The organism is Pseudomonas sp. lyk4-R2A-10 (genome assembly GCF_030209075.1).
Classification (GTDB): Bacteria; Pseudomonadota; Gammaproteobacteria; order Pseudomonadales; family Pseudomonadaceae; genus Aquipseudomonas; species Aquipseudomonas glycinae.
The window spans coordinates 110,235-132,425 of record NZ_JARVSR010000015.1 but is presented as its reverse complement, the minus strand read 5'-3'; the positions used below and the strand labels follow the sequence as shown (position 1 = coordinate 132,425).

Sequence of the window (22,191 nt, the reverse complement as noted above, 5' to 3'; positions counted from 1 at the left end):
CGATGACTCAACCTCTCATCCGCCGGCCACCGGACACGGCCCGCCTGCATCGGCCCACAGTTTGAACTGGGTCACGAAGATTTCGTGCGGCACCGGCACCGGCGCACGCCCTGCTCCGGGATTCCAGCCCCAGAGCACCAGTTTGTCTTCGCTGACGTGTTTGATCAGCGCGGCGAAATCCCGATCACCGTTGCTGGCGCGGTCCTTGATCATCGCGCACAAGCGATCCGGCGGCAGACCAATCCAGGCCATTTTGTGGGCGGCCGGCGGCAGGCTCCAGTGCGGCGCCCCCGGTGGCGCATGGGGGCCATAACTGGCCGGCGGATTGCTTTCGGCGTGGCAGGTGGCGCAGGGCAAACCGGCCGCGCCCTTGCCGTCCATGCCGCGCACCACGTTCATCGCGTGGGGGATGCCGGCGTCGAACTGCAACGGCGAATCGCCGGGAATGTGGCAGTTCTGGCAACGCGGGCTCTGGAAGACTTTCTGCACCGTGCCGAAGGCTTTCAAGGCTTCCTGATCGTCGGCGAACAGATCCGACGCGTAACCGCCCAGCCCAAGCAGAATCACCGTGCCCAACAACAGATGTCGTTTCATCTCACACCCCCGACAGTTGCAGCGGCAGTTCCCGCAGGCGTTGCCCGGTCAGGGCGAACACCGCGTTGGCCACCGCCGGCGCCGTGGGCGGCACACCGGCCTCGCCGATGCCGCCGGGTTTGTCGCTGCTGGGCACGATGTGCACCTCGACCAGCGGCATTTCATTGAGCCGCAACACCTGATAGTCGTGATAGTTGGACTGCACGACATGGCCGTCCTTGAGGGTCAGTTTGCTGTGCAGCGCCATGCCCAGGCCGAAGGTGATGCACGACTCCATCTGCGCCGCGATGCTCTGCGGGTTGACCGCAATCCCGCAGTCCACCGCACACACCACGCGATGCACGCGGATCGCCAGATTGTCCTGGGACACCTCGGCCACCTGCGCCACGTAACTGCCGAACGATTCGTGCACCGCCACGCCCAGCGCATGGCCGTCCGGCAGCGGGGCTTTCCAGTTAGCCTTCTCCACCGCCAGGTTCAACACGCCGAGATGCCGGGCGTGATCCTTGAGCAGCGTTCGTCGGTATTCCACCGGATCCTTGCCCGCCGCCGTGGCCATTTCATCGATCAGCGACTCCATGACAAACGCGGTGTGACTATGGCCCACCGAGCGTAGCCACAGCACGTTGATCCCGGTGGTTGGCGAATGCAGATCGACCTGATGATGGGCCAGGCCCTTGATGTACGGGCTGTCCGAAACGCCTTCGACCGAGGTCTGGTCGACGCCGTTCTTGACCATGGTTTTCTCGAGCATGGTGCCGGCCATGATCGATTGCCCGACCAGCACATGCTGCCAGGCCAGCGGCAGGCCGTCGGCGCCGAGGCCGATCTTCGCCTGATGCAGGAACATCGAGCGGTAGTAACCACCGCGAATATCGTCTTCGCGCGACCACACGGTTTTCACCGGCATCGCCGCAGCCTTGGCCACTTGCACCGCTTCGGCGACAAAATCCGAGGTCGGGTTGGCCCGCCGGCCGAAACCACCACCGAGGAATTCGGTGTGAATCTCGACCTGCTCCGGTTTGAGCCCGGTGATCTTGCCGGCGACCATTTGATCCAGCGTCTGGAACTGGGTGCCGGTCCAGATCTCGCACTTGTCGGTGCTGATCTTCACCGTGCAGTTGAGCGGCTCCATCGGCGCGTGGGCCAGGTACGGCACGCTGTATTCAACATCGATTTTCTTCGCTGCCTTGCCGAAGTTGCCCTTGGCATCGCCGGCCTGCGCCGCCGAGGTGCCCGGGGTGGCCGCCAGTTTGCGAAAACTCGCCAACAGCTTTTCACTGCTCAGATCAGCGTTCGGCCCCAGGTCCCAATCGACCTTCAGCGCATCACGACCGAGTTTCGCCGCCCAGTAATGCTCGGCGACCACCGCCACACCGGTCGGCACCTGCACCACTTTGTGCACGCCGGGAATCGCCAGGGCTTCTGCGCCTTCGAAGGATTTCACCGTGGCGCCGAACGCCGGCGCCCGCGCGACCATCGCGGTCATCAGTCCGTCGAACTGCACGTCCATGCCGAACTTGGCGCGGCCGGTGATTTTTTCCGGGGTGTCGAGGCGTTTGGTGGGTTTGCCGATGACTTTCCAGTCCTTGGCTTCCTTGAAGGTAATCGACTTCGGATCCGGCACTGGCAGTTGCCCGGCGGCGTCCGCCAGTTCGCCGTAGGTGGCGCGGTTGTCACCGGCAATCACTACGCCGGACTCAGTGCGGATCGTCGACGGCGCCACGTTGAAACGCTTGGCCGCCGCTTCGATCAGCATCTGCCGCGCCGTGGCGCCGGCGAGTCGGTAGCGGTCGAATTCCATCCAGGTTGAAGTGGAGCCGCCGGTAATCTGCATCCCGCCAAACGCCGGCATGCCGTAATCGGCGGCCGAAGCCGGGGAATGCTCGACGCGGATCTTCGACCAGTCGGCGTCCAGCTCTTCGGCGATCAACATGGTCAGGCCGGTCCAGATGCCCTGGCCCATTTCCGAATGGCCGAGCAGCACAGTGACGCTGTTGTCCGCCGCAATCCGCAAGAACGCGTTCGGCGCAAACACCTTGCCTTCATTCTCGGCCGCCATGGCAAAGCGGTTGCCGCCGGGCACCACGAACGCCACCACCAGACCACCGCCCAGCACGGCGCTGCCCTTGAGAAATCCGCGACGGGATACAGGACTGTTCATCACTCACCTCCCCTCGCTCAGCCGATGTCGGCGGCGCGTTTGACCGCCGCGCGGATTCTTGGATACGTGCCGCAACGGCAGATGTTGCCGGAGAGCGCCTGATCGATATCGCTGTCGGTGGGTTTGGGGATTTTCGCCAGCAACGCGGCGGCGGACATGATCTGCCCGGACTGGCAGTAACCGCATTGCACCACGTCCAGTTCGGCCCAGGCCTGCTGCACCGGGTGCGAGCCGTCGCTCGACAGGCCTTCGATGGTGAGGATCTTCTGGCCATGGGCGACGGCCGTGGCCGGCGTGATACACGAGCGCAACGGCGCGCCATCGACGTGCACGGTGCAGGCACCGCACTGGGCCATGCCGCAACCGAATTTGGTACCGGTCAGGTGCGCGACATCGCGCAGGACCCAGAGCAACGGCATGTCCGCAGGGACATCGAGCTCCTGATCCTTGCCATTGATATTCAAGGTCAGCATCGGGGACTTCCTCAGACTCACAGTGTTCTGAAGGGCGCTGCTACGGCCATCGTTGGCGGTGCGCGCCTCGGCTTATCCCTTTCAGCTAAGCGCATTTTGCCCCGACGACCAGCCGCCGCGACCACCGGTCATGCAGCACCGTTCGGGAATTCTTCGATCAAAGTGTCGACTTTGCTCCTACAGTTGATTCCGGTTATCACCGCAAGACCTGCCTTCTCACATTTTCCAGGAGTCGCGAACATGGGATTTGTCACAACGAAAGACGGCGTCGAAATCTTCTACAAGGACTGGGGCCCGAAAGACGCCCCGGTGATCCACTTCCACCACGGCTGGCCGCTCAGCGCGGACGACTGGGATGCGCAGATGTTGTTCTTCCTGGCGCAGGGCTTCCGGGTCGTGGCCCATGATCGACGGGGTCACGGGCGTTCGAGCCAGGTCTGGGACGGCCATGACATGGATCATTACGCGGACGACGTGGCGGCGGTGGTCAATCATCTGGGGACGCAGAAAGCCGTGCATGTCGGCCACTCCACCGGTGGCGGCGAGGTGATTCATTACATCGCCCGGCATGGCGAGGATCGGGTGTCGAAAGCCGCGATCATCAGTGCCGTGCCGCCGCTGATGGTGAAAACCGAGAGCAATCCGGGCGGCTTGCCCAAGTCGGTGTTCGACGATCTTCAGGCGCAACTGGCAGCCAATCGCGCGCAGTTCTATCGCGACGTGCCCAGTGGGCCGTTCTACGGCTACAACCGCCCTGGCGCCAAGCCATCGGAAGGGATCATTGCGAACTGGTGGCGCCAAGGCATGATCGGCAGCGCCAAGGCGCACTACGACGGTATCGTTGCCTTCTCGCAGACCGACTTCACCGCTGACCTCAAAAGCATCTCGATCCCGGTGCTGGTGATGCACGGCGACGATGACCAGATCGTGCCCTATGAAAACGCCGGCGTGCTGTCGGCGAAACTGCTGAAAAACAGCACGCTGAAGATTTATCCGGGCTTCCCCCACGGGATGCCGACCACCGAGGCGCCGACGATCAACGCGGATCTGCTGGCGTTCATTCGCGGCTGATAGTGGCCGGGGTCAGGCGCCCTGCCTGACCCCGGCTATTCTTCGGTTCGCCCCGTTCTCTCGCGATCGCGCACGTAGTGTCTGGCCAATGGAAAAGCCGGTAACCACGACTCGCGACGCAGGGTCCACAGCTCGTAGGTGGGCTGGAATTGATCCGGTGCATCCAGCGCCCCCAGATTCACCTCCACTTCATCGCCACTGCGGCCGAACACCGACGAACCACAGCGCGGGCAGAAATGTCGCCCCGCATAGTCATGGGTTTCGCCGCTGATCGTCACCGCGTCCTCGGGAAAGATCGCCGACGCGGCAAACAGCGCGCCCTGGTGTTTGCGGCAATCCAGACAGTGACAAACGCCAACCCTGTAGGGTCGCCCTGACGCCTCGATGCGCACTTCGCCGCAGAGACAACCGCCGGTCAATCGATCCATGGGACACCTCGTCTGAAAATGGAATATCCGGTGAGTGAAAATAGCAGCCCAAAGGGGGAACGCTTACAATCGTGGCCCATTAATACTACTCAGGCAGACCCGTTCTTTCATGGCGCTCGATCCCCTCACGATGCTCACCATTTCCACCGCCCTGGCCGCGGCGGCCGCCCTGTATCTGGCGGTCGAATGGCGCAGCATCCGCGAATCTTCCCTGCTGTTCTGGAGCGCCGGTTTCGCCACCATCACCGTCGGCTCAAGCCTGGCCCTGTTGCGCGCCAATGGCTATCCGCTGATCGGCATCTGGTTTGCCAACGGCCTGCTGGTGGTCGCGCACTGGCTGTTTCTGCTGGGGGTCGCGCGATTTACCCAGCAGCGGTTGTCGCGGGCCTGGTACTTGATGTTCCTGCTCTGGCTGGCGTTGCTGCTGTTACCGGAAGATCCGTCGTGGTCGAAGATCATGCTGATGGCCAACTCGCTGCTGGTGGCCGCGTTGATGCTGCGGGCCAGCCTGTTGCTGCGCCCGCACGGCAAATCGTTGAGCGTCGGCGCGGTGCAATTGCGTTATGTGTTGCTGATCCACGGCGCGTTCTATTTCACCAAGGCGATCATCGCGGTGATTCCGGGCACGTTGATCGATCTGGCGTCGCTACGCGGCGAAATCATTCAGATTTCCCTGGTTGAAGGCGCGATGGCGATCATGCTGATCGCGCTTTCGATGACCGGCACCGAGCGCTACCGCCGGGAAAAGCAGATTGCCGAACTGGCCGCTCGAGACCCGTTGACCGCGCTGTACAACCGCCGCGCCCTGGAAGTCCGCGCACCGCGCCTGCTTGATGAAGTGTCCAGCGCCCGCCCCGGCGCGCTGCTGCTGATCGACATCGACAACTTCAAACTGGTCAACGATCTGTACGGCCACACCGCCGGCGACCGGTTGCTCATCGCCCTCAGCGAAATGATCCGCGCAGTGCTGCCCAATGGCGCGCTGGCGGCACGGCTGGGCGGTGACGAATTCGTCATGCTGCTGGGCGATGCGTCCCACGCCCAGATCATGGATCTGGGCAGTGCGCTGCGTGAGCAGTTCCAACAGATGACTTCCCAGACCTACACCACCCCGCAAGCGGTCACCCTGAGCATCGGCGCCAAGGTGTTCGATCAGCCGCCCGCCAGCCTCGCAGCGTTGATCGAACAGGGTGACAGCGCGCTCTACGAATCCAAGCGCGGCGGTCGCAACCGGATTCAACTGGCCGACTACACCTGACCTATCCTTGCCTGCATCCCGTAACGTCGGAGTTCGCAATGTCCTCGCCTGAATCCATCCTCCTCCAGAGCTGGCACCACAACGCCCAAGCCTGGACCGAAGCCGTGCGCAGCGGCGCCATCGAGAGTCGCCGGCAGGTGACCGATCAGGCCATGCTGCTGGCGGTGATGTGGCGCCAGCCCGAACGGGTTCTCGATCTGGGATGCGGTGAGGGCTGGCTGTTGCGGGCGCTGGCCGAGCGAGGATTCGAGGCGGTCGGCGTGGACGGTGATCCGACGCTGGTCGAGGCCGCGCGAGTGGCCGGTTCATCGCCCGTGCATGTCGCCAGTTATGAGGATCTGGTTGAGGCGAAGGTCGACATTGGCCGCGACTACGACCTGATCTGCGCCAACTTTTCCCTGCTGCATCAGGACATCATCCCGCTGCTCGCGGCGATGAATGCGCTGCTCGTGCCCGGCGGTGCACTGGTGATCCAGACGCTGCATCCGTGGTCGGTGGCCGCCGGTGATTATCAGGACGGCTGGCGGGAAGAAACCTTCAATGGCTTCAAGGGCCAGTGGCAGCCGATGCCGTGGTATTTTCGCACCCTGTCCAGCTGGCTGAATGCGCTGGACATGGCCGGGCTTCAGTTGATCAGTCTGCGCGAGCCGCAGCATCCGCAAAGCCCGGTGCCGCAATCGTTGTTGATGATTGCCGAGCGTCGTGGGTAAATAGCCTAGAGCCTAGGCTTGAGCAGAATCCCGGTGTAATGCCGCAAAAACAGCGCGAACCCCGCGCACCAGAGCACCACGGACAGCCCCAGCCCCAGACTGGAAAACGGCACCAGCAACACCCGGCAACCCGCCGCGAGCAGCACCAGCGCAAAACCCAGCGCCATGCCTTTCGAGGGCTGCAACAACCGGCCGGTGTGCCCAAGGCTTACCCGGGCGATCATCGCCAGAATCAACCCGCCCACCCCGCCGACCGCCAATGCATGGGTCGCCAGGCTTTGCTGGCCGATCAAGCCCAGATGCCACAGTGCCATGGCCCAGGTTGCCAGCGCCATCCAGCCGTAAGCCAGATACAACGACCACAGCAGCGGCACGCGCCACATCCCTCGATCATGCCAGCGGATCAGCCGCATCAACTGCAAACTGCCGGTCAGCATGAACAGCCCCGCCAGCCACCACTGTGGCGAATCATTGAGGCCTGACGCAAAAGTGACAGCGGTCAGCAGACTGCCGATCAACAGCAAGCGGGTTGGCAGTGGATTGGCGGCCGGTGCCGGCGGACGGTTCAAGGCGCGCTGGATAAAGAACGGAATCACCCGCCCGCCAATCACGGTCATCAGCGCCGCCACCAGCCACAACGCGCCCAGCACACCCTGGCGTTGCAGGCCGTCATCGTCGTTGTACAGGCCGATCAAAGTCAGCGCCTGACAACCCGCCATCAACCCAAGCACGAACACAATCGGGTAGTTTTCACGTTTGCGGGCTGCGACCAGATCCCGTCCCAGCATCACCGCCAGCAGCGGCAGAAACCCCCATTGCAGTGCAAGAATCAGCCCGGTCGGCAACGGCAGCCACCACGCCAATCGACCGACCACCCAGACCGACACCAACGCAATCAACGTCCCGCCGCGCACGCCGGGAATCCCGGTCCAGTTGGGCACCGCCGTCAACAGAAATCCGGCAACGATCGCCGCCGCGAAGCCGAACGGCATTTCATGCCGATGCCAGGCCAGCATACCGCCCGCCGGTTGCAGATCGAACCAGTGGCCGTAAAGCCACAGGCCCCAGATAAGAATCGCCAACGCGGCGAATCCGGCACCGGCCAGAAACAGCGGCCGAAAGCCCAGGCTGAACAGCGGTGCCGCAGCGAGTCTGCGCATCTCAGGCCACCGCCAGTGCGGGTGACTGGCCCAACCGATACTGCGACAGCAGGCGCATCACATAGCCAATCTTGATCAGCGTCGGGCCGACGATGGTCATGGCATGCATCCCCACCAGCAACGCAATCGGCATGTGGCCCTGATACAGATAAGCGCCGTAGATCCCGGCCAGCAACATGACCAGACCGGCGACGAGCACTTTGCTCGACAGGTGCAGAACGTTCAGCGGATTCTCGAAGAAAGTGAACATTTTTTCGTACTCCTGAGCGGATCAGTTTGTACGTAAGGCAACTCAACTTGCGTGCCAGATTTCCAGCCCAGAAAAATCAGTCAGTTGCGAAGATTCGAGTCAATTCGACATAGATGCGAAAGAGTCTTTTTGACACAGAACAAGGTCAATACGACTACACGCCTTATTCACAACAACCAACCACTCGACCCATGGCACCGCCAGCTGACCGCAGACTGACTACGCTTTTAATCCAGCGTGTCCAACCTGCCGAGGATGACTGCCATGCAACGCTTTCAAAAGCTGACCCCGTGCCTGTGGTTCGACGATCAGGCGGAAGCTGCGGCGAAATTCTACTGCTCGATCTTCGACCACTCGAAAATCACCGCCCTCACCCACTACAGCAAGGTCGGCCAGGAATTTCACGGCCGCCCGGAAGGCTCGGTGATGACCGTCAGTTTCGAACTCGACGGCCACACCTTCACCGGGCTCAATGGCGGGCCGGTGTTCAAGTTCAATGAGGCGATCTCGTTTCAGGTCAATTGCCAGAACCAGGAAGAAGTCGACCATTTCTGGGGCAACCTCAGCGCCGGCGGGCCGGTGCAAGCGCAACAATGCGGCTGGCTCAAGGACCAGTTCGGCGTGTCGTGGCAGATCGTGCCAGTGGCGTTCATGCACATGATGACCGACCCCGACCAGACCAAAGTCCAACGGGCAATGCAGGCCATGTTCGGGATGAAAAAACTCGATATTGCCGAACTGGAGCGAGCCTTCGCCGGCCAGAGCTAATACACTCGGGCACTGGCCTGCCGAGAACTCCAACGATGAAACACGCTGCCGCCAAGAACCCCGAACAAGCCCCGCGCTTCTGGCGCGACGACGCCCTGCCCTTCATCGAGGCGCGGGCCATCGCCGACGGGCGTGAGGTCTGCTATTCACGGCACTCCCACGCGCATTTCTCCATCGGCGCGATCACCGCCGGGCGCAGCACTTACGTGCATGAGCAATCCTCGTTCGAAGTGGCGGCCGGCACGGTGGTGCTGATGAACCCGGGAGACGTGCACGCGTGCAACCCGATCGATGATCAGCCGTGGTCGTATTTGATGTTGTACGTGGAAACGCCGTGGCTGACCGATCTGCAGCATCAGTTGGGGTTCAGTGCGGAGCTTGAGTTTCGGCGGTTTTCCGATACCCACTTGAATGATGCTCGCCTGTTTCGCGACTTGAATGGGTTGTACGGCGTGTTGGTCGACGATCAGCAAGACGTGCTGCGCAAACAGAGCGCCGCCGTGGAGTTTTTCAGCGAGCTGCAACTGCGCCTGAACCCCATCGAACAATCCATCCGCGAACCGAATTTCAAACTCGAACGCGCCGCCGACTTCATCCGCCAGCATTGCACCGACCTGCTCAGCCTCGACGACATCTGCGCCGCTGCCGAACTGTCACCGTCCTACCTGATCCGCGCCTTCAAACAGCACTTCGGCATGACGCCCCATGCGTTTTTGGTCAATCAGCGAATTCAGTTTGCCCGCGAGCGTTTACGGCGCGGGCAGTTGATTGCGGATGTGGCGCTGGAGGCCGGGTTTGCCGATCAGGCGCATTTTCAGCGAGCGTTCAAGCAGCATCTGGCGGCTACGCCGGGGCAGTATCGGGGATAAGCTCAAACCCAACACCCGCTACCTCATCGCCCCCGGCATCGACAGCGAAGAATTGCTGGCCGACGCCTGTGAAACCCTGACCTCGGCCAAAATCGGTTTCGTAAGGCAAACCCCGCCCCGCTCACGGCAGCAACAGATACCCCGCACTCACCGCCAACAGTAACGCCATCACCCGATTGAACAAGCGCATCCCCGCCGGGTTGCCGAGATAACCGCGCAAGAACGTCCCGGCATACGCCCAGCACCCCACCGACAGATAACAGATCACCAGATACACCGCCGCAAACTGCCACACCAGCCGCGCCTCGCCATCGGCGACAAACGCGCCCATCCCCGCCACACAGGCCAGCCAGGCCTTGGGGTTGAGCCACTGCATCACCGCGCCGTAGAGCATCGAAGGTGCCCTTCCCGCGCCTCCCGCACTCAACTGCCCGTCATCCATTGCCAGCTTCCAGGCCATGAACAGCAGAAACGCCACCCCGGCCAGTTGCACCACACGGGTCAGTGACGGCCACAGTTCCAGCACTTCATGCAGCCCCAGCCCCATCAACACCAGCAGCAACACAAACCCCAGCGTCGCCCCGGCCACATGCCGTTGGCTGGCGCGAAAACCGAACTGCGCCCCCGAACTCAACGCCACAATATTCACCGGCCCCGGAGTAATGGACGCGGCCAGGGCAAACGCCGCCATCGACACAATCAGACTCATCGCACACCTGCTTCAAATCGAGGAACAAGGCGCTCACGGTAGCCGGCGCACGGCAGGCGGTATTGAAGGAAATTACCCCCGCTCGCGCAGACCCACTACGCTCTGGCTATGCGATCACTTTTGACCAGGAAGTCTGCACTTGATGATTCTGATTCTGCTGCCCAGCGCCGATTACGACCCGACCGAAAGCAGCGTGCCCTGGCAGGCATTGCGCAACGCGGGCATCGGAGTGCGTTTCGCCACGCCACAAGGCTTGCCCGCCCACGCCGACCCACGTTTGGTGACAATCGGTTTCGGCCCGTTGAGCCCGATGCTGATGACGCGCAAAGCCGATCTGGACAGTTACACGCAGATGATCGAGTCCGAAGCGTTCAGGCAGCCGCTGGCGTATGCCGATGTTGATACGAGCCAATTTGAGGGTCTGCTGATTCCCGGCGGCCACGCCAAAGGGATGCGCACGCTGTTGGAATCGACGCAGGCTCAGCAGATCGCCCTGCAATTTTTCAAGGCCGAAAAACCCGTGGCGGCGGTGTGTCATGGCGTGCTGTTGCTGGCCCGGACGCTCGAGCCCGATACCGGGCGGTCGGTGTTGTTCGGGCGCAAAGTGACGGCATTGCTCGCGGCAACCATGGAGTTGCCGGCGTGGCTGATGACGGCTGCCTGGATGGGGCGCTACTACCGCACCTACAAGCAGACCGTCGAGGCGGAAGTGAAAACCGCGCTGGCCAGCAAATCCGACTTCATACGCGGGCCGCTGATCGCCAAACGCGATTGTGCGCAGAAACTGCAATCAGGATTTGTGGTGCGCGACGGCCAACTGCTGACGGCGCGCTGGCCCGGCGATTGCCATCGATTCGCCGCAGAATGGGTGGCCATGTTGCAGCCACCCGAGCGCTGATCCGTTTTTCAGTCCAGGCGCGGCACGGTGAAGCGGAATTCGCTGCCCTGCCCCGGCTCACTCTCGGCAACAATCTGCCCGCCATGGGCCTCGACGATGCCCTGCGTGATGTACAGACCCAGCCCGGTGCCGGTCGGATTGCCTTCCTTCACCGTCCAGTAACGGTCGAATACGTGCGGCAAGTGATCCTTGGGAATGCCTTCGCCGCTGTCACGCACCGTGAAGACGATGTCATCACCGACCGATTTGGCATACACGTCGACCGTGCCCAGGCGCGGAGTGAACTTGATCGCGTTGCCGACCAGATTCGACAGCACCTGAAACAACCGCTCGGGGTCGGCATGGATGCTCAGGTCGGGATCGGCCTCGAACGAGATGCTGATGTCCTTGTCCAGCGCCAGCGGCGCGAGCAGCGATTGCGCCTCTTCGAACATCTGCGCGACATCGAGTTTCTGCGGCGCGATGGTGTAGCGCCCGGCATCTATTTTCGAGGTGTCGAGCAAGTCTTCCAGCAGCGTGTTCATGCGCCCGGCGGCTTGTTGCATGGTGTCGATCGCAGTCGAGATGCGCCGCGAAGTGTGCGGCCCGTCCGAGCTGAACGCCTTCTGCATCATGCCGCAGAGCATCGAGATCACGGTCATCGGGTTGCGCAGATCGTGGGAAACCACCGCCACCAGTTCATCACGGGCGCGCACCGCTTCTTGCTCGCGGCGTACTTGGCGGGCCAGATCATTTTCCAGCGCCGAGCGACGCAAGTCGTTGGCGGCGAACAGATCGCCGTGACTCCACTTGGTGGAGATCCCGGCCATCTCGACCTTCCAGATTTCGAACGAAGTACGCGGCCGCAGGCGCAGGCCGGCGTCGGAGTTTTCCAGGTCCAGCGGCTTGCGCGGGTCGCCGCTCCAGTTGATGTTCTCTTTGACTTCGGGGCGGAACCACAGCACGCCGTTGTCCACCGGTTTGGGCAGGCTCATGGCGAGCACGCCGCTGGCGACCTGCTGATAGTGCGCGGCCGGCGGGTAGACGCTGGCCAGGTGATGACTGGCAAACACCGGCTCGCCACGCTCCTGCAACCATTTGTGCAGGGCCCGAATTTCTTCAGGCTCCGGGCAGTTGCCGTAACGGTGCAATTGCTTGTCTTCGATGATCGCGATGCCGCCGGCATTGGCCAGCGCCATCAGGACTTGTGGCTGGTTGGCCAGGCCATCGAAGACGTTCTGTGGCGAGTCGATCATCGCCTGATTGAGCAGCGCCAGCGCCTCGAGCTTTTCTTCCCGTTGACGGCTGACCTCCAGCGCTTCCATCGCGCTGATCTGCAACGACAGCACCTGGCCGATGGTTTGGCACGCCGTGCGCAATTCATGCGGTACATGCAGCGGCTGGCGATTGCCGCAACTGATCAGGCCCCAGAGCTTGTCGCCCTTGAGCAGGGAAATGCTCATCGAGGACAGCACGCCCATGTTTTTCATGTACTGGCAGTGGATCGGCGACACGCTGCGCAACGTGGCGAAGCTCAGGTCCAGCGGGGTCTGGGTGTCCGGACGCAACTTGGGCACCAGCGGCACCGGTTGGTAGTCCGCGTTCGGAATGATCCGCAGCCAGTTGGTGCGGTACAGCTCGCGGGCTTGCTCGGGGATGTCGGAGGCCGGGAAAAACAGACCGTTGAAGACTTCCATCGACGGATCGGACGCTTCGGCGATGACCTGACCGTGGCCCTCCTCTTCGAAGCGATAAATCAGCACCCGGTCGTAACCGGTCATGGCCTGGATTTCCTTGACGCTGATGTCGTACAGCGCTTGCAGGCTCTGGGCCTTTTGCAGGCGCGCGAGCATCCGTCCCAGGTGGGTTTCGGTGCCGGCGACGTTGCGTGGCTGGAAATTTTCGACGTGGATTTCCAGCTCCAGAATCAGCACATCCTGATGCCGGTGCAGCAAGCCTTCGAACGCCGTGCCATTAAGGCGAAAGTGCAGCGGCGGCGCATCGGACAAGGCTGCTTGCTGCAAGGCTTCGCGAACCTGCGCGGCATGGGCATCGCCGATCAGGCTTTGCAGTGGCTGGCCGATCAGCTCTTGCGCCGGGCGCGCGAGCAAGGTCTCGACGTTGGCGCTGATCTGAATGATCGAAAGGTCCGGCTCGCTCAGGGTCAGCAGCAAACCGTGCGGCTGGATCGCGCCGGGAAAGCGGATCGGCTCGTCGGCGCAGTTGGCCAGCAACTCTTCAAAGGCTTCTTTGTCTTGCGGGTTCATACCAGAACCTCCTGACTTTCGAGCCACTGCTCGAAACAACTGAATGTAGTGTGGGCGGCCGCCACGACGGCTTTACGCTCGTCGGCGTCCATCGGGCGGCTGCCCAGGTATTCGATGAAATCGCGCCAGCGACGGCCGGTGGCAGCGCCGTAGATGTCCAGAAACGCTGCACCGTTGTCCGCGCCAAGGCTCAGGCGTGTGGCGATTTCCCGGCGCAGGATCTGCCCGCCGAGGGTTGCGCCTTCCAGCACGTACAACACGCCCAGGCAGGCGGCGGCGGAATCGATGGCGGGCAACCGGCGGCAGATCGGAAAATCGCCACCATTTGCGCCCAGTGCTTGCAGATCGCGTTGCAGGGTCGGCGCCTTGAGGCGGGAAGCCAGATCAAAATCGGCGGGAATCGCGTCGCTGTCCTGCAGCACGGCTTCCAATGGCTGATAGAAGCCGTAATAGGCGCGCATCAGTCGCTCGAAAGCGTTCAGATCAAGGGTGTCGGAGAAAAAAGGAAGGCGCTTTTCAAGTGCAATGTGCAGTTCGGCCGTGCCGGCGCGCAAATCTTGCAACACCGGTGGTACATGAACCTCGCGGGCCTTTGCTTGCATGTAGTCGCTCGTACAGTGGGCCGCCTGGGGCCATAGGGGAATGGAGAAGCATGGCGCGAAAGCTTACACGGCAATGGTAGTTTCTGACCCGGCAGATGGGATTCTCTGATGAATTCATCAACCTGTGAAGGGTTAAGAGCTGACCGGACGGTAGAAAGTTCGAAGGAATTCACTGCCGATAGTCGCTGTACCGCGACTCTGGCGCCTGACTGTACGGTTAGGCCCGCACACCCGCGTGATAAAAATAACGCTCCCGTCACCGGAGCCCGAGTCATGGATATCGCCACCCTCTCCCTGTTTCTGCCCGCCTGTTTCGCCCTGAACATGGCACCGGGGCCGAACAATCTGCTGTCGGTCAGCAACGCCACCCGCTACGGCTATCGTCGCGCCTGCGTGGCCGGTGTCGGTCGGTTGCTGGCGTTCGCCGGGATGATCGCCCTCGCGGCGGCGGGGCTGGCGGTGGTACTGCAAACCTCTGAACTGTTGTTCTATGGGATCAAGATCATCGGCGCGGGGTATCTGCTGTACCTGGCGTGGCAGCTGTGGCGGGCCAATCCTGCCGCCGAAGACGCCGTTGCGGCGTCGGCGAACGGACTTATGGCTCTGGCTCGCCAGGAATTCCTGGTGGCAGCGGGAAATCCCAAGGCAATCCTTATCTTCACCGCCTTCCTGCCGCAATTCGTCGACCCGGCCCGCGCCATCACCCCGCAATTCATGTTGCTGGGCGCGCTGTTTCTGTTGCTGGAATGGATCGCCATCAGCGCCTACGCGTACATGGGGCTGCACATGCGCCGCTGGTTCGCCGAGCCGCGCGGCAAGCGGATTTTCAACCGTTGCTGCGCCGGGCTGCTGTCGGCGGCGGCTTCGGTGTTGCTGATGGCCAAGCGGGCCTAGGCTTCGGACGGGCCTTTGAGTTCGACCTGATTGCCGTCCGGATCAAAGCAGTACAACGACAGGCCGTTGCCCTCGGCGCCGAAACGGGTGGCGGCCTTGTCGACGGTCAGGCCGCAGGATTGCAAATGACTGATCAGCGCCGCTTCATCGAACGGCTCGATGCGCAGACAGAAGTGATCGACATTGCGCCGCTCGCTGCCGGCAGCGGCGCCGCCCTTGCGGCCGATTTCGCCGTCGAGGTCGACCAGATCGATCATCGACGTGCCGGCGCGCAGGTGCACCAGACCGAACTTTTCGTTGCGCTTGACCACTTCGGCACCGAAGACCCGGTCATAGAAATCAACGCTGCGTTGCAGATCGGCGACGCGCAGCACGATGTGATCGATGTGGTGAATCGTGAACGGTGGCATACCTTCATTTCCCGAGTTGTAGCGACCCGATCACTGTAGTGCAGCGGCCCGAAAATTCACTGTCGATTTTTCGGTGGAGCCATCGAATAACTGGTTTTATCCTCGGCCCATGAACATACAGACCGCTGTCCTGCCCCCTCACGCCGAAATGGTTCGCGCCATGCTCGCAAGCGACACTGCCTATGAAGGCGTGTTTTTCACGGCCGTGAAAACCACCGGGATCTTTTGCCGCCCTACCTGCACGGCGCGCAAGCCGAAACCGGAAAACGTCGAGTTCTTCGCCCACGCTGACGATTGCCTGTCCGCTGGTTACCGCGCCTGTTTGCGCTGCAAACCGCTGGATGCCGCGGCCATCGCCCCGGATTGGGTGCAGCAGCTGCTAAAAGCGGTCGACGCCGATCCGGAACTTCGCTGGAGCGATGCGCAATTGCTCGCCGAAGGTATTGAACCGCTGAAGCTGCGGCGCTGGTTCAAGCAGCATTTCGGCATGACCTTCCATGCGTGGCTGCGCACCCGCCGACTCGGCGTGGCGCTGGGCGGGATCAAGCAAGGTACGTCCATCGACCATGCCGCGTTCGACTCCGGTTATGAATCCCTCAGTGGTTTTCGCGATGCGTTTCAGAAGTCGTTCCACATCACGCCGGGACGCGCAGCGGCCAGTGAACCGCTGCTGTTCACCCGCCTGACCACGCCGCTGGGGCCGATGATCGCCATGGCCGAACGGCGCGGGCTGGTATTGCTGGAATTTCTTGATCGTCCGGCGCTGACCCGCGAAGTTGAAGAATTGCAGAACCGCTACGGCTACGTGGTCGCACCGGGGCAGAACGCGCATTTGCAGCAGATCGACAACGAGCTGGCGTTGTACTTCGCCGGCAAGCTGAGCGAATTCGGCGTGCCGCTGCACCTGCCCGGCAGCGAGTTTGCCCAGCAGGTCTGGGCCGAACTTCGGCAAATCCCTTACGGCCAAACCAGCACCTACGGCACCATCGCCGCACGCCTGGGCAAACCCGGCGCCAGCCGAGCAGTGGGGCTGGCCAACGGACACAATCGGCTGTCGATCGTGGTGCCATGCCATCGGGTGATCGGTGCGGACGGCTCGTTGACCGGCTATGGTGGTGGGCAACCGCGCAAGGCGTTTCTGCTCAGGCTGGAAAACGCCGCCGTGCAGCTCACGCAACAACTGGCTTTTTGACCAACGACAAGAAGGGATTTCGATGAACGCGCTCGACACTCAGTTTCACCAGTTGCACCACGATGGCCTGCTGATCCTGACCAACGTTGCCGACGCCACCGGCGCGCGACTGGTCGAGCAACTGGGTGGCAAAGCTGTCGCCACCAGCAGCGCCGCTGTCGCGTGGGCCCACGGTTACCCGGACGGCAACACCCTGCCGCTCGAGCGGTTGATCAGCACCGTGGAATCGATTGCCCGGGTCATCAAGGTGCCGTTGAGCGTGGACGTCGAAGCCGGTTATTCCGATGACCTCGACCGGGTCGCCGAAGTGATCGATGCGGTTATCGCAGCCGGCGCGGTCGGGATCAACATCGAAGATGGCAGCGGCACGCCGGAACTGCTGGTGCGCAAGATCAAGGTCGCGCGGCAAGTGGCCGAGAAGCGCAATGTGAAGCTGTTCATCAACGCCCGCACCGACGTTTACCTCAAAGGTCTGGTGCCGGCCGAGGATCGTGTCGCCGAAACCCTGCGTCGCGCGGCGCTTTATCAGGCAGCCGGGGCCGATGGGTTGTTCGCTGCCGGGGTGACGTCCGCCTACGAAATCGAAGCCATCTGCAAAGGTACGACCCTGCCGGTCAACGTCCTGGGATTCGCTTGCCTGCCCTCCCCCGAAGAACTGCAAACCCTCGGCGTGCGCCGCTTGAGCGTCGGTTCCGGCATCGCCGAGTTCCTGTACGGCGCCATGGGCTCACTGGTGAAAAGTTTTCTCGCCAGCGGCAAGCTCGACACCCATGACCTCAAGGCCTTCACCTATGGCGAAGTCAACGGTCTGCTGAAGTAACTCATGCCCGATCCCTACCAACCGGCCAGCGAGTTTCTGGCCAGCCTCGATGCCGACTGGCAGCGCCACATTGCTGCGGTCGGTCCCTGCCTGCATCAGCCGCATCCGACGCGCGATCCGTATGAATCGCTGGTGCGGGCGATTGCCTATCAGCAACTGCACGCCAAGGCTGGCGATGCGATTGTCGGGCGGCTGGTGGGGTTGTTTCCCGGGCAGACGTTTCCGCGTCCGGAGCAGATTCTGGCGACGGACTTCGATCAATTGCGCGGTTGCGGGTTTTCGGCGGGCAAGATTGCGACGATTCAGGGGATTGCCCAGGCGACCCTGGACGGTGTGGTGCCGGATTACCCTACCGCGCTGGCGATGGAGGATGAGGCGCTGATCGAGCGGTTGGTCAGCCTGCGCGGGGTTGGGCGCTGGACGGTGGAGATGTTGCTGATCTACAGCCTGGAGCGGCCGGATATTCTGCCGGCCGACGATTTCGGAGTGCGCGAAGGGTATCGGCGGTTGAAGGGGCTGGAGGTGCAGCCTGCGCGCAAACAAATGATTGAGATCGGGTTGGATTGGAAGCCGTTTCGGACGGTGGCGGCCTGGTATTTGTGGCGGGTGCCGAAAAGCCCCTCACCCTAGCCCTCTCCCGGGGGGTAGAGGGGATTGATTCGGGGATATTGGCGATTTCCGCCGACCTGAAACGGCAACTGTGAATCCAGCGGCGCCAAGACTTTTTGAATCCATAATCGACACGGTGTGTCAGGTCGATGTAAGACGCAGGACACCTCGGTCGGCTCCCTCTCCCTTTGGGAGAGGGCCGGGGTGAGGGGCTTGGGCTACAGACCGGATTTCAACCGACTGAACGCGCGAATCAAAGCCCGGTTGAACGCCTTGCCATTGTCATTCTTGCTATACAACGAAGCCTTCACCGCCTCCGGCGGATAAGTCCCCGGATCATTGCGTATCGCCGGATCAACCAACCCGTCCGCCGCCGTAATCGCATTGGCGTAATGAATCGTATCGGTAATCGGTGCGATCACCTCGGGCGTCATCAGGTAATCCATCAGCGCCAATCCGGCCTCGGGATGCGGTGCATCCTTGGGTATGACCATCGCGTCGAACCAGATCAACGTGCCCTCCTTCGGAATCCGGTAATTCAACTTGAACGGTTTGCGGGCCGCTTCAGCCTGACCTGCCGCGATGGCAACGTTGCCGTTCCACGACATCGCCACGCAGGTGTTGCCGTTGGCCAGGTCGCTGATGTTCAGGTCATTGTCGAAGTAGCGGATGTACGGGCGGATCTTCGCCAGTTGCTGTTCGGCGAGTTTCAGGTCGTCGAGGCTCTGGCGATTGATGTCCAGGCCCATGTACTTCATGACCGCCGCGAACACTTCGTTCGGATCGTTGAGCAGGCTCACCCCGCAATCGGCGAATTTCGACACCACCGCCGGATCGAACAGCATCGCCCAACTGTCCCTCGGCGCGTCCGGCAGGCGCTGCTTCACGGCCTCCTCCTGATAACCGACACCGGTGGTGCCCCAGGCATAGATCCCGGCGTAGCGGTTGCCCGGATCGAACACCGCCATATGCTGACGGAACTCGTCACCAACCCCGGCAAAGTGCGGGAGCTGCTGCTTGTTCAGGGTCTGGATCGCGCCGCTCTCGATGGCCCGCGACAGGTGCTGACCGGCGGTCAGCACCAGGTCGTAGCCGCTGCGGCCGGTGAGCAGTTTGGTCTCGACGGTTTCCAGCGAGTCGAAGTGATCGGCGACCACCCGAATCCCGGTTTTTGCCTCGAAATTCTTCAGGGTATCCGGGGCCAGGTACTCGCCCCAGATATACAGATTGACCACCGGTTTCGCCGTCTCGGCAGCCTGCACACACAGGGGTGCAAGCACCAGCAATAACGCTTTACTCAGGTTGTGCAGGCCCATGGTCAGGCTCCTTTTTTCTGGCCGGCGTATTGCGGCATGGTGATGCACGCGACATTGCCGCCACCGAGCAGAATTTCCCGGGAGTTTTCGATGCCGACGATCTTGTGCTGCGGGAACAGTTCGGCGAGGGTCGCCAGCGCCACCTGATCGTTGCGATCACCGAACAGCGGCACCACGATCGAGCTGTTGCCGGCGTAGTAGTTGATGTACGACGCACAGATTTTGGTGCCGGCCTGGCGGGTGTGGGTGCTGTCCTGCTGATCGAGGCCTTCGGCTTCTTCGGCGGTCCACTCCAGCACGTCCGGTTGCGGCAGTTTGTGCACGATCAGTTCGCGGCCACGGCTGTCACGGGTGCTGCGCAGGATGTCGTAGGCCTCCTGATAGATTTCCCACTGCGGATCGTCGCGGTTGTCGGTCCATTGCAGCACCACTTCGCCGGGTCGCACGAAGCACGCGATGTCGTCGACGTGGCCGTCGGTTTCGTCGAACTTGCAACCGCGTGGCAGCCAGATCACTTGCTCGGCGCCGAGGTAATCGGTCAGCCGGCGGGTGACTTCGTCCTTGCCCAGGTGCTGGTTGCGATTGCGGTTGAGCAGGCATTGCTCGGTGGTGAGGATGCTGCCCTGACCGTCACTCTGGATACCGCCAAGCTCGGCAATCAATGGCGCGCGATAGCGGTCGAAGCGTTCGATTTCGAGGATCTTGCTGGCGATCTGATCGTCCTTGTCCCACGGGTAGTAGAGCCCGCCGTCGAGGCCGCCGTAGGCGTTGAATTCAAAGTCGACACCACGCACTTCACCGCTCTGGTCGTTGACCACGAAGCACGGGCCGCTGTCGCGGAACCAGGTGTCGTTGCAGGTCATTTCCACCACCCGCACTTGTGGCGGCAACTGGCGGCGGGCAGTCGCGAACTGGGAGGCCGATGCGCAGACCGTCACCGGCTCGCTCTGGGAGATCGCGGTGACGATCTGCACCCAGACTTTCTGCGCAGGCTTGGCGCCGTTGCGCCAGACGTCGGTACGCTCCGGCCAGCCGAGCCAGCAGCCGGCCTTGGCTTCGAATTCGCCGGGCAGACGGAAGCCGTCCTGTTTCGGGGTGGTGTCGAGCAAACGTGCCATGGTCAAACCTCGTCATCGGGATGGGAATGACCTCAGGCTACGGTCCCGGGCAGTCGGCCCGCCAACGATGATTATTTCGGAACAGTTGAATTCAACTCATCAATCCGCCAGTTGATCGTTGAACCATTCCAGCATCTGCGCCACCGCCGGGCGCTCCAGCCGCACCCGCTCGCAGACCAGCGCATACTGCCCCAGCGCGGTCATGCTGGAGGTGAACGGTCGCACCAGACGCCCGTTCTGCAAGTCCTCCTGCGCCGTGAGGTTGTCGCCCATTGCCACGCCCTGCCCTTGCGCCGCCGCCTCCAGCGCCAGGCCGGCGTGGGCGAAATACAACTGTCGTTCCGGGCGCAAATCGCCGGCATGACTGGTGAGCCACGCGGTCCAGGTCTTGCCGTCCTGATCGTCATGCAACAGGCAATGCCGGGCCAGGTCCTTGGGGGTTTTCAGGATGCCCTGGTTGAACAGGCCGGGGCTGCACACCGGGAAGAACTGCAACGCCGGCAACGGACGGACGAAATACGCGCTGCTGTCCACCGGGCCGGTGCCGTAGGTGATCGCCAGATCGATGTCTTCGCCGGGCGCCGTGGCGTCGATCGGTTGTTCGTAGAGGTGCAAGGTGATGTGCGGATAACGCGCGTAGAAATCGGTGAGACGGTTCATCAGCCACTTCTGCGCCAGCTCCGCCGTGACCGCCAGCCGCAACACGGCGAGCGAGGACGGATCGCGCAATTCATCGCAGGCATCGCCGATCAATTCGAAGGCCTGTTGCAGGCTCTGCATCAGACGCCCGGCGGCGATGGTCGGGCGAATCTGCCGGCCCTCGCGGATGAACAGCGACACGCCCAGTTGCTCTTCGAGCTGGCGGATCTGATGGCTGACGGCGCTGTCGGTGACGCACAGCTCAGCGGCGGCGCGGCCGAAATGCGCGTGGCGGGCGGCACACTCGAAAGTTCGCAGGGCGGCCAGGGAAGGTAGTCGGCGCATGGGTGTGGATCCCTTTTTTGCGGACATGCTGACCGGGCTTTTCGCAGGCGTCCATAGCGGCGGCACAGGCAAGAGATCTCTTCTAGGCTGAACCGCACCGACGAAAAACACCGGAGGCCACTCATGCACCTCGAAGGCTCCTGCCACTGCGGCGCGGTTTCATTCACCCTCGACAGCGCCCACCCCTACCCTTATCAGCGCTGCTACTGCTCGATCTGCCGCAAGACCCAGGGCGGTGGCGGCTATGCGATCAATCTCGGCGGCGACGCGGCCAGCCTCAAGGTGCGCGGTCGCAAGAACATCACGATCTACCACGCGAAGATGAAAGACGAAGGCGATACCCGCGCCCACCGCAGTACCGCCGAACGCCATTTCTGCTCGTTGTGCGGCAGCGGACTGTGGCTGTTCAGCCCGGAATGGCCGGAGCTGATCCACCCGTTCGCCTCGGCCATCGACACGCCGCTGCCGGTGCCGCCGGAACACACTCATTTGATGCTCGGTTCGAAGGCACCGTGGGTCGAAGTGCAGGCGAGCAAGAAGGATCAACAATTCGAGGTCTATCCCGAAGAGTCCATCGCCCAGTGGCATGAACGGCTGGGATTGACCCGATAGCCGTCTTCACAGTCTTCGACAGTTTCCCGGCAAGCG

The 22,191-nt window shown here is 62.3% G+C and carries 24 protein-coding genes; 11 read left to right on the top strand and 13 right to left on the bottom strand.

Translation table 11 applies throughout. The features are described from left to right. Positions 1-15: 15 nt before the first annotated feature. The 3 genes from QRN46_RS25790 to QRN46_RS25780 are packed head-to-tail and all read right to left on the bottom strand — an operon-like array spanning position 16 to position 3,231. The gene (locus tag QRN46_RS25790) at positions 16-594 is read right to left on the bottom strand and encodes a hypothetical protein (RefSeq protein ID WP_285358103.1); all 579 of its coding nucleotides are present in this window, start codon (positions 592-594) and stop codon (positions 16-18) included. Position 595: 1 nt separating this feature from the next. Continuing rightward, positions 596-2,758, bottom strand: coding sequence for a xanthine dehydrogenase family protein molybdopterin-binding subunit (locus QRN46_RS25785; protein ID WP_285358101.1), 2,163 nt, complete (start codon positions 2,756-2,758; stop codon positions 596-598). A 17-nt stretch (positions 2,759-2,775) separates the two neighbouring features. Beyond that, on the bottom strand, positions 2,776-3,231 hold the full coding sequence (locus QRN46_RS25780; RefSeq protein ID WP_007956954.1) for a (2Fe-2S)-binding protein: 456 nt from the start codon (positions 3,229-3,231) through the stop codon (positions 2,776-2,778). A 240-nt stretch (positions 3,232-3,471) separates the two neighbouring features. On the opposite strand from QRN46_RS25780, the gene QRN46_RS25775 reads away from it, so the two are divergent. Continuing rightward, positions 3,472-4,302: an alpha/beta fold hydrolase gene (locus QRN46_RS25775; RefSeq protein WP_285358097.1), complete on the top strand. Its 831-nt coding sequence runs from the start codon at positions 3,472-3,474 to the stop codon at positions 4,300-4,302. A gap of 35 nt (positions 4,303-4,337) precedes the next feature. Here QRN46_RS25775 and QRN46_RS25770 read toward each other — a convergent pair whose 3' ends face one another. Then, positions 4,338-4,730, bottom strand: a complete 393-nt coding sequence (locus QRN46_RS25770; protein ID WP_011333604.1) for a GFA family protein — start codon at positions 4,728-4,730, stop codon at positions 4,338-4,340. Between the two features lie 109 nt (positions 4,731-4,839). On the opposite strand from QRN46_RS25770, the gene QRN46_RS25765 reads away from it, so the two are divergent. Continuing rightward, complete coding sequence (locus QRN46_RS25765) at positions 4,840-5,988, top strand: GGDEF domain-containing protein (protein ID WP_011333603.1); 1,149 nt, start codon at positions 4,840-4,842, stop codon at positions 5,986-5,988. A 38-nt stretch (positions 5,989-6,026) separates the two neighbouring features. Next, positions 6,027-6,698 (top strand): class I SAM-dependent methyltransferase, encoded by a 672-nt coding sequence (locus tag QRN46_RS25760; protein WP_011333602.1) that lies wholly within the window; start codon positions 6,027-6,029, stop codon positions 6,696-6,698. 5 nt (positions 6,699-6,703) lie between these two features. On the opposite strand, the gene QRN46_RS25755 is transcribed toward QRN46_RS25760, so the two are convergent. Both QRN46_RS25755 and QRN46_RS25750 read right to left on the bottom strand, forming a co-directional pair. Beyond that, on the bottom strand, positions 6,704-7,858 hold the full coding sequence (locus QRN46_RS25755) for an NnrS family protein (protein ID WP_285358093.1): 1,155 nt from the start codon (positions 7,856-7,858) through the stop codon (positions 6,704-6,706). A gap of 1 nt (position 7,859) precedes the next feature. Continuing rightward, entirely contained in the window at positions 7,860-8,108 is a 249-nt protein-coding gene (locus tag QRN46_RS25750; RefSeq protein ID WP_064382301.1) for a hypothetical protein, read from the bottom strand. A 264-nt stretch (positions 8,109-8,372) separates the two neighbouring features. Here QRN46_RS25750 and QRN46_RS25745 point away from each other — a divergent pair, with 264 nt between their 5' ends. Next, a complete protein-coding gene (locus QRN46_RS25745; protein ID WP_041475212.1) occupies positions 8,373-8,876 on the top strand; it encodes a VOC family protein in 504 nt (167 codons plus the stop codon). A 35-nt stretch (positions 8,877-8,911) separates the two neighbouring features. After that, positions 8,912-9,745 (top strand): helix-turn-helix transcriptional regulator, encoded by an 834-nt coding sequence (locus tag QRN46_RS25740; RefSeq protein WP_011333598.1) that lies wholly within the window; start codon positions 8,912-8,914, stop codon positions 9,743-9,745. Between the two features lie 121 nt (positions 9,746-9,866). Here the strand turns inward: QRN46_RS25740 and QRN46_RS25735 are convergent, their stop codons facing one another. Continuing rightward, complete coding sequence (locus tag QRN46_RS25735; protein WP_285358087.1) at positions 9,867-10,454, bottom strand: LysE family translocator; 588 nt, start codon at positions 10,452-10,454, stop codon at positions 9,867-9,869. A gap of 142 nt (positions 10,455-10,596) precedes the next feature. Here QRN46_RS25735 and QRN46_RS25730 point away from each other — a divergent pair, with 142 nt between their 5' ends. Continuing rightward, positions 10,597-11,352: a type 1 glutamine amidotransferase domain-containing protein gene (locus QRN46_RS25730; RefSeq protein ID WP_285358085.1), complete on the top strand. Its 756-nt coding sequence runs from the start codon at positions 10,597-10,599 to the stop codon at positions 11,350-11,352. A gap of 8 nt (positions 11,353-11,360) precedes the next feature. Here QRN46_RS25730 and QRN46_RS25725 read toward each other — a convergent pair whose 3' ends face one another. Then, positions 11,361-13,598, bottom strand: coding sequence for an ATP-binding protein (locus QRN46_RS25725; protein WP_011333595.1), 2,238 nt, complete (start codon positions 13,596-13,598; stop codon positions 11,361-11,363). Next, on the bottom strand, positions 13,595-14,200 hold the full coding sequence (locus QRN46_RS25720; protein WP_011333594.1) for a biliverdin-producing heme oxygenase: 606 nt from the start codon (positions 14,198-14,200) through the stop codon (positions 13,595-13,597). Before QRN46_RS25720 ends, QRN46_RS25725 begins: the two co-directional genes overlap by 4 nt. A gap of 273 nt (positions 14,201-14,473) precedes the next feature. On the opposite strand from QRN46_RS25720, the gene QRN46_RS25715 reads away from it, so the two are divergent. Continuing rightward, on the top strand, positions 14,474-15,094 hold the full coding sequence (locus QRN46_RS25715; protein ID WP_011333593.1) for a LysE family translocator: 621 nt from the start codon (positions 14,474-14,476) through the stop codon (positions 15,092-15,094). Here the strand turns inward: QRN46_RS25715 and QRN46_RS25710 are convergent. After that, positions 15,091-15,504, bottom strand: coding sequence for a VOC family protein (locus tag QRN46_RS25710; RefSeq protein ID WP_011333592.1), 414 nt, complete (start codon positions 15,502-15,504; stop codon positions 15,091-15,093). The genes QRN46_RS25715 and QRN46_RS25710 overlap by 4 nt on opposite strands. Before the next feature lie 109 nt (positions 15,505-15,613). Here QRN46_RS25710 and QRN46_RS25705 point away from each other — a divergent pair, with 109 nt between their 5' ends. From QRN46_RS25705 to QRN46_RS25695, 3 genes are read left to right on the top strand one after another with little or no spacing between them, the layout of a single operon-like run. After that, positions 15,614-16,696 carry a bifunctional transcriptional activator/DNA repair enzyme AdaA gene (locus QRN46_RS25705; protein ID WP_221615741.1) on the top strand — a complete coding sequence of 361 codons (1,083 nt, stop codon included), beginning with the start codon at positions 15,614-15,616 and terminating at the stop codon, positions 16,694-16,696. A gap of 22 nt (positions 16,697-16,718) precedes the next feature. After that, positions 16,719-17,516: an isocitrate lyase/PEP mutase family protein gene (locus tag QRN46_RS25700; RefSeq protein ID WP_285358079.1), complete on the top strand. Its 798-nt coding sequence runs from the start codon at positions 16,719-16,721 to the stop codon at positions 17,514-17,516. Between the two features lie 3 nt (positions 17,517-17,519). Further along, entirely contained in the window at positions 17,520-18,146 is a 627-nt protein-coding gene (locus QRN46_RS25695) for a DNA-3-methyladenine glycosylase family protein (protein ID WP_011333589.1), read from the top strand. Positions 18,147-18,343: 197 nt separating this feature from the next. On the opposite strand, the gene QRN46_RS25690 is transcribed toward QRN46_RS25695, so the two are convergent. The 3 genes from QRN46_RS25690 to QRN46_RS25680 all read right to left on the bottom strand — a co-directional run bounded on the left by QRN46_RS25690 (position 18,344) and on the right by QRN46_RS25680 (position 21,543). Continuing rightward, complete coding sequence (locus tag QRN46_RS25690; RefSeq protein WP_201817437.1) at positions 18,344-19,441, bottom strand: extracellular solute-binding protein; 1,098 nt, start codon at positions 19,439-19,441, stop codon at positions 18,344-18,346. 2 nt (positions 19,442-19,443) lie between these two features. Next, positions 19,444-20,559: an agmatine deiminase gene (aguA, locus tag QRN46_RS25685; RefSeq protein WP_285358077.1), complete on the bottom strand. Its 1,116-nt coding sequence runs from the start codon at positions 20,557-20,559 to the stop codon at positions 19,444-19,446. 99 nt (positions 20,560-20,658) lie between these two features. Next, positions 20,659-21,543 (bottom strand): LysR substrate-binding domain-containing protein, encoded by an 885-nt coding sequence (locus QRN46_RS25680; protein ID WP_201817439.1) that lies wholly within the window; start codon positions 21,541-21,543, stop codon positions 20,659-20,661. A gap of 123 nt (positions 21,544-21,666) precedes the next feature. Between QRN46_RS25680 and QRN46_RS25675 the strand changes: the two genes are divergently transcribed. Continuing rightward, positions 21,667-22,155 carry a GFA family protein gene (locus QRN46_RS25675; RefSeq protein WP_011333585.1) on the top strand — a complete coding sequence of 163 codons (489 nt, stop codon included), beginning with the start codon at positions 21,667-21,669 and terminating at the stop codon, positions 22,153-22,155. Positions 22,156-22,191: the final 36 nt, after the last annotated feature.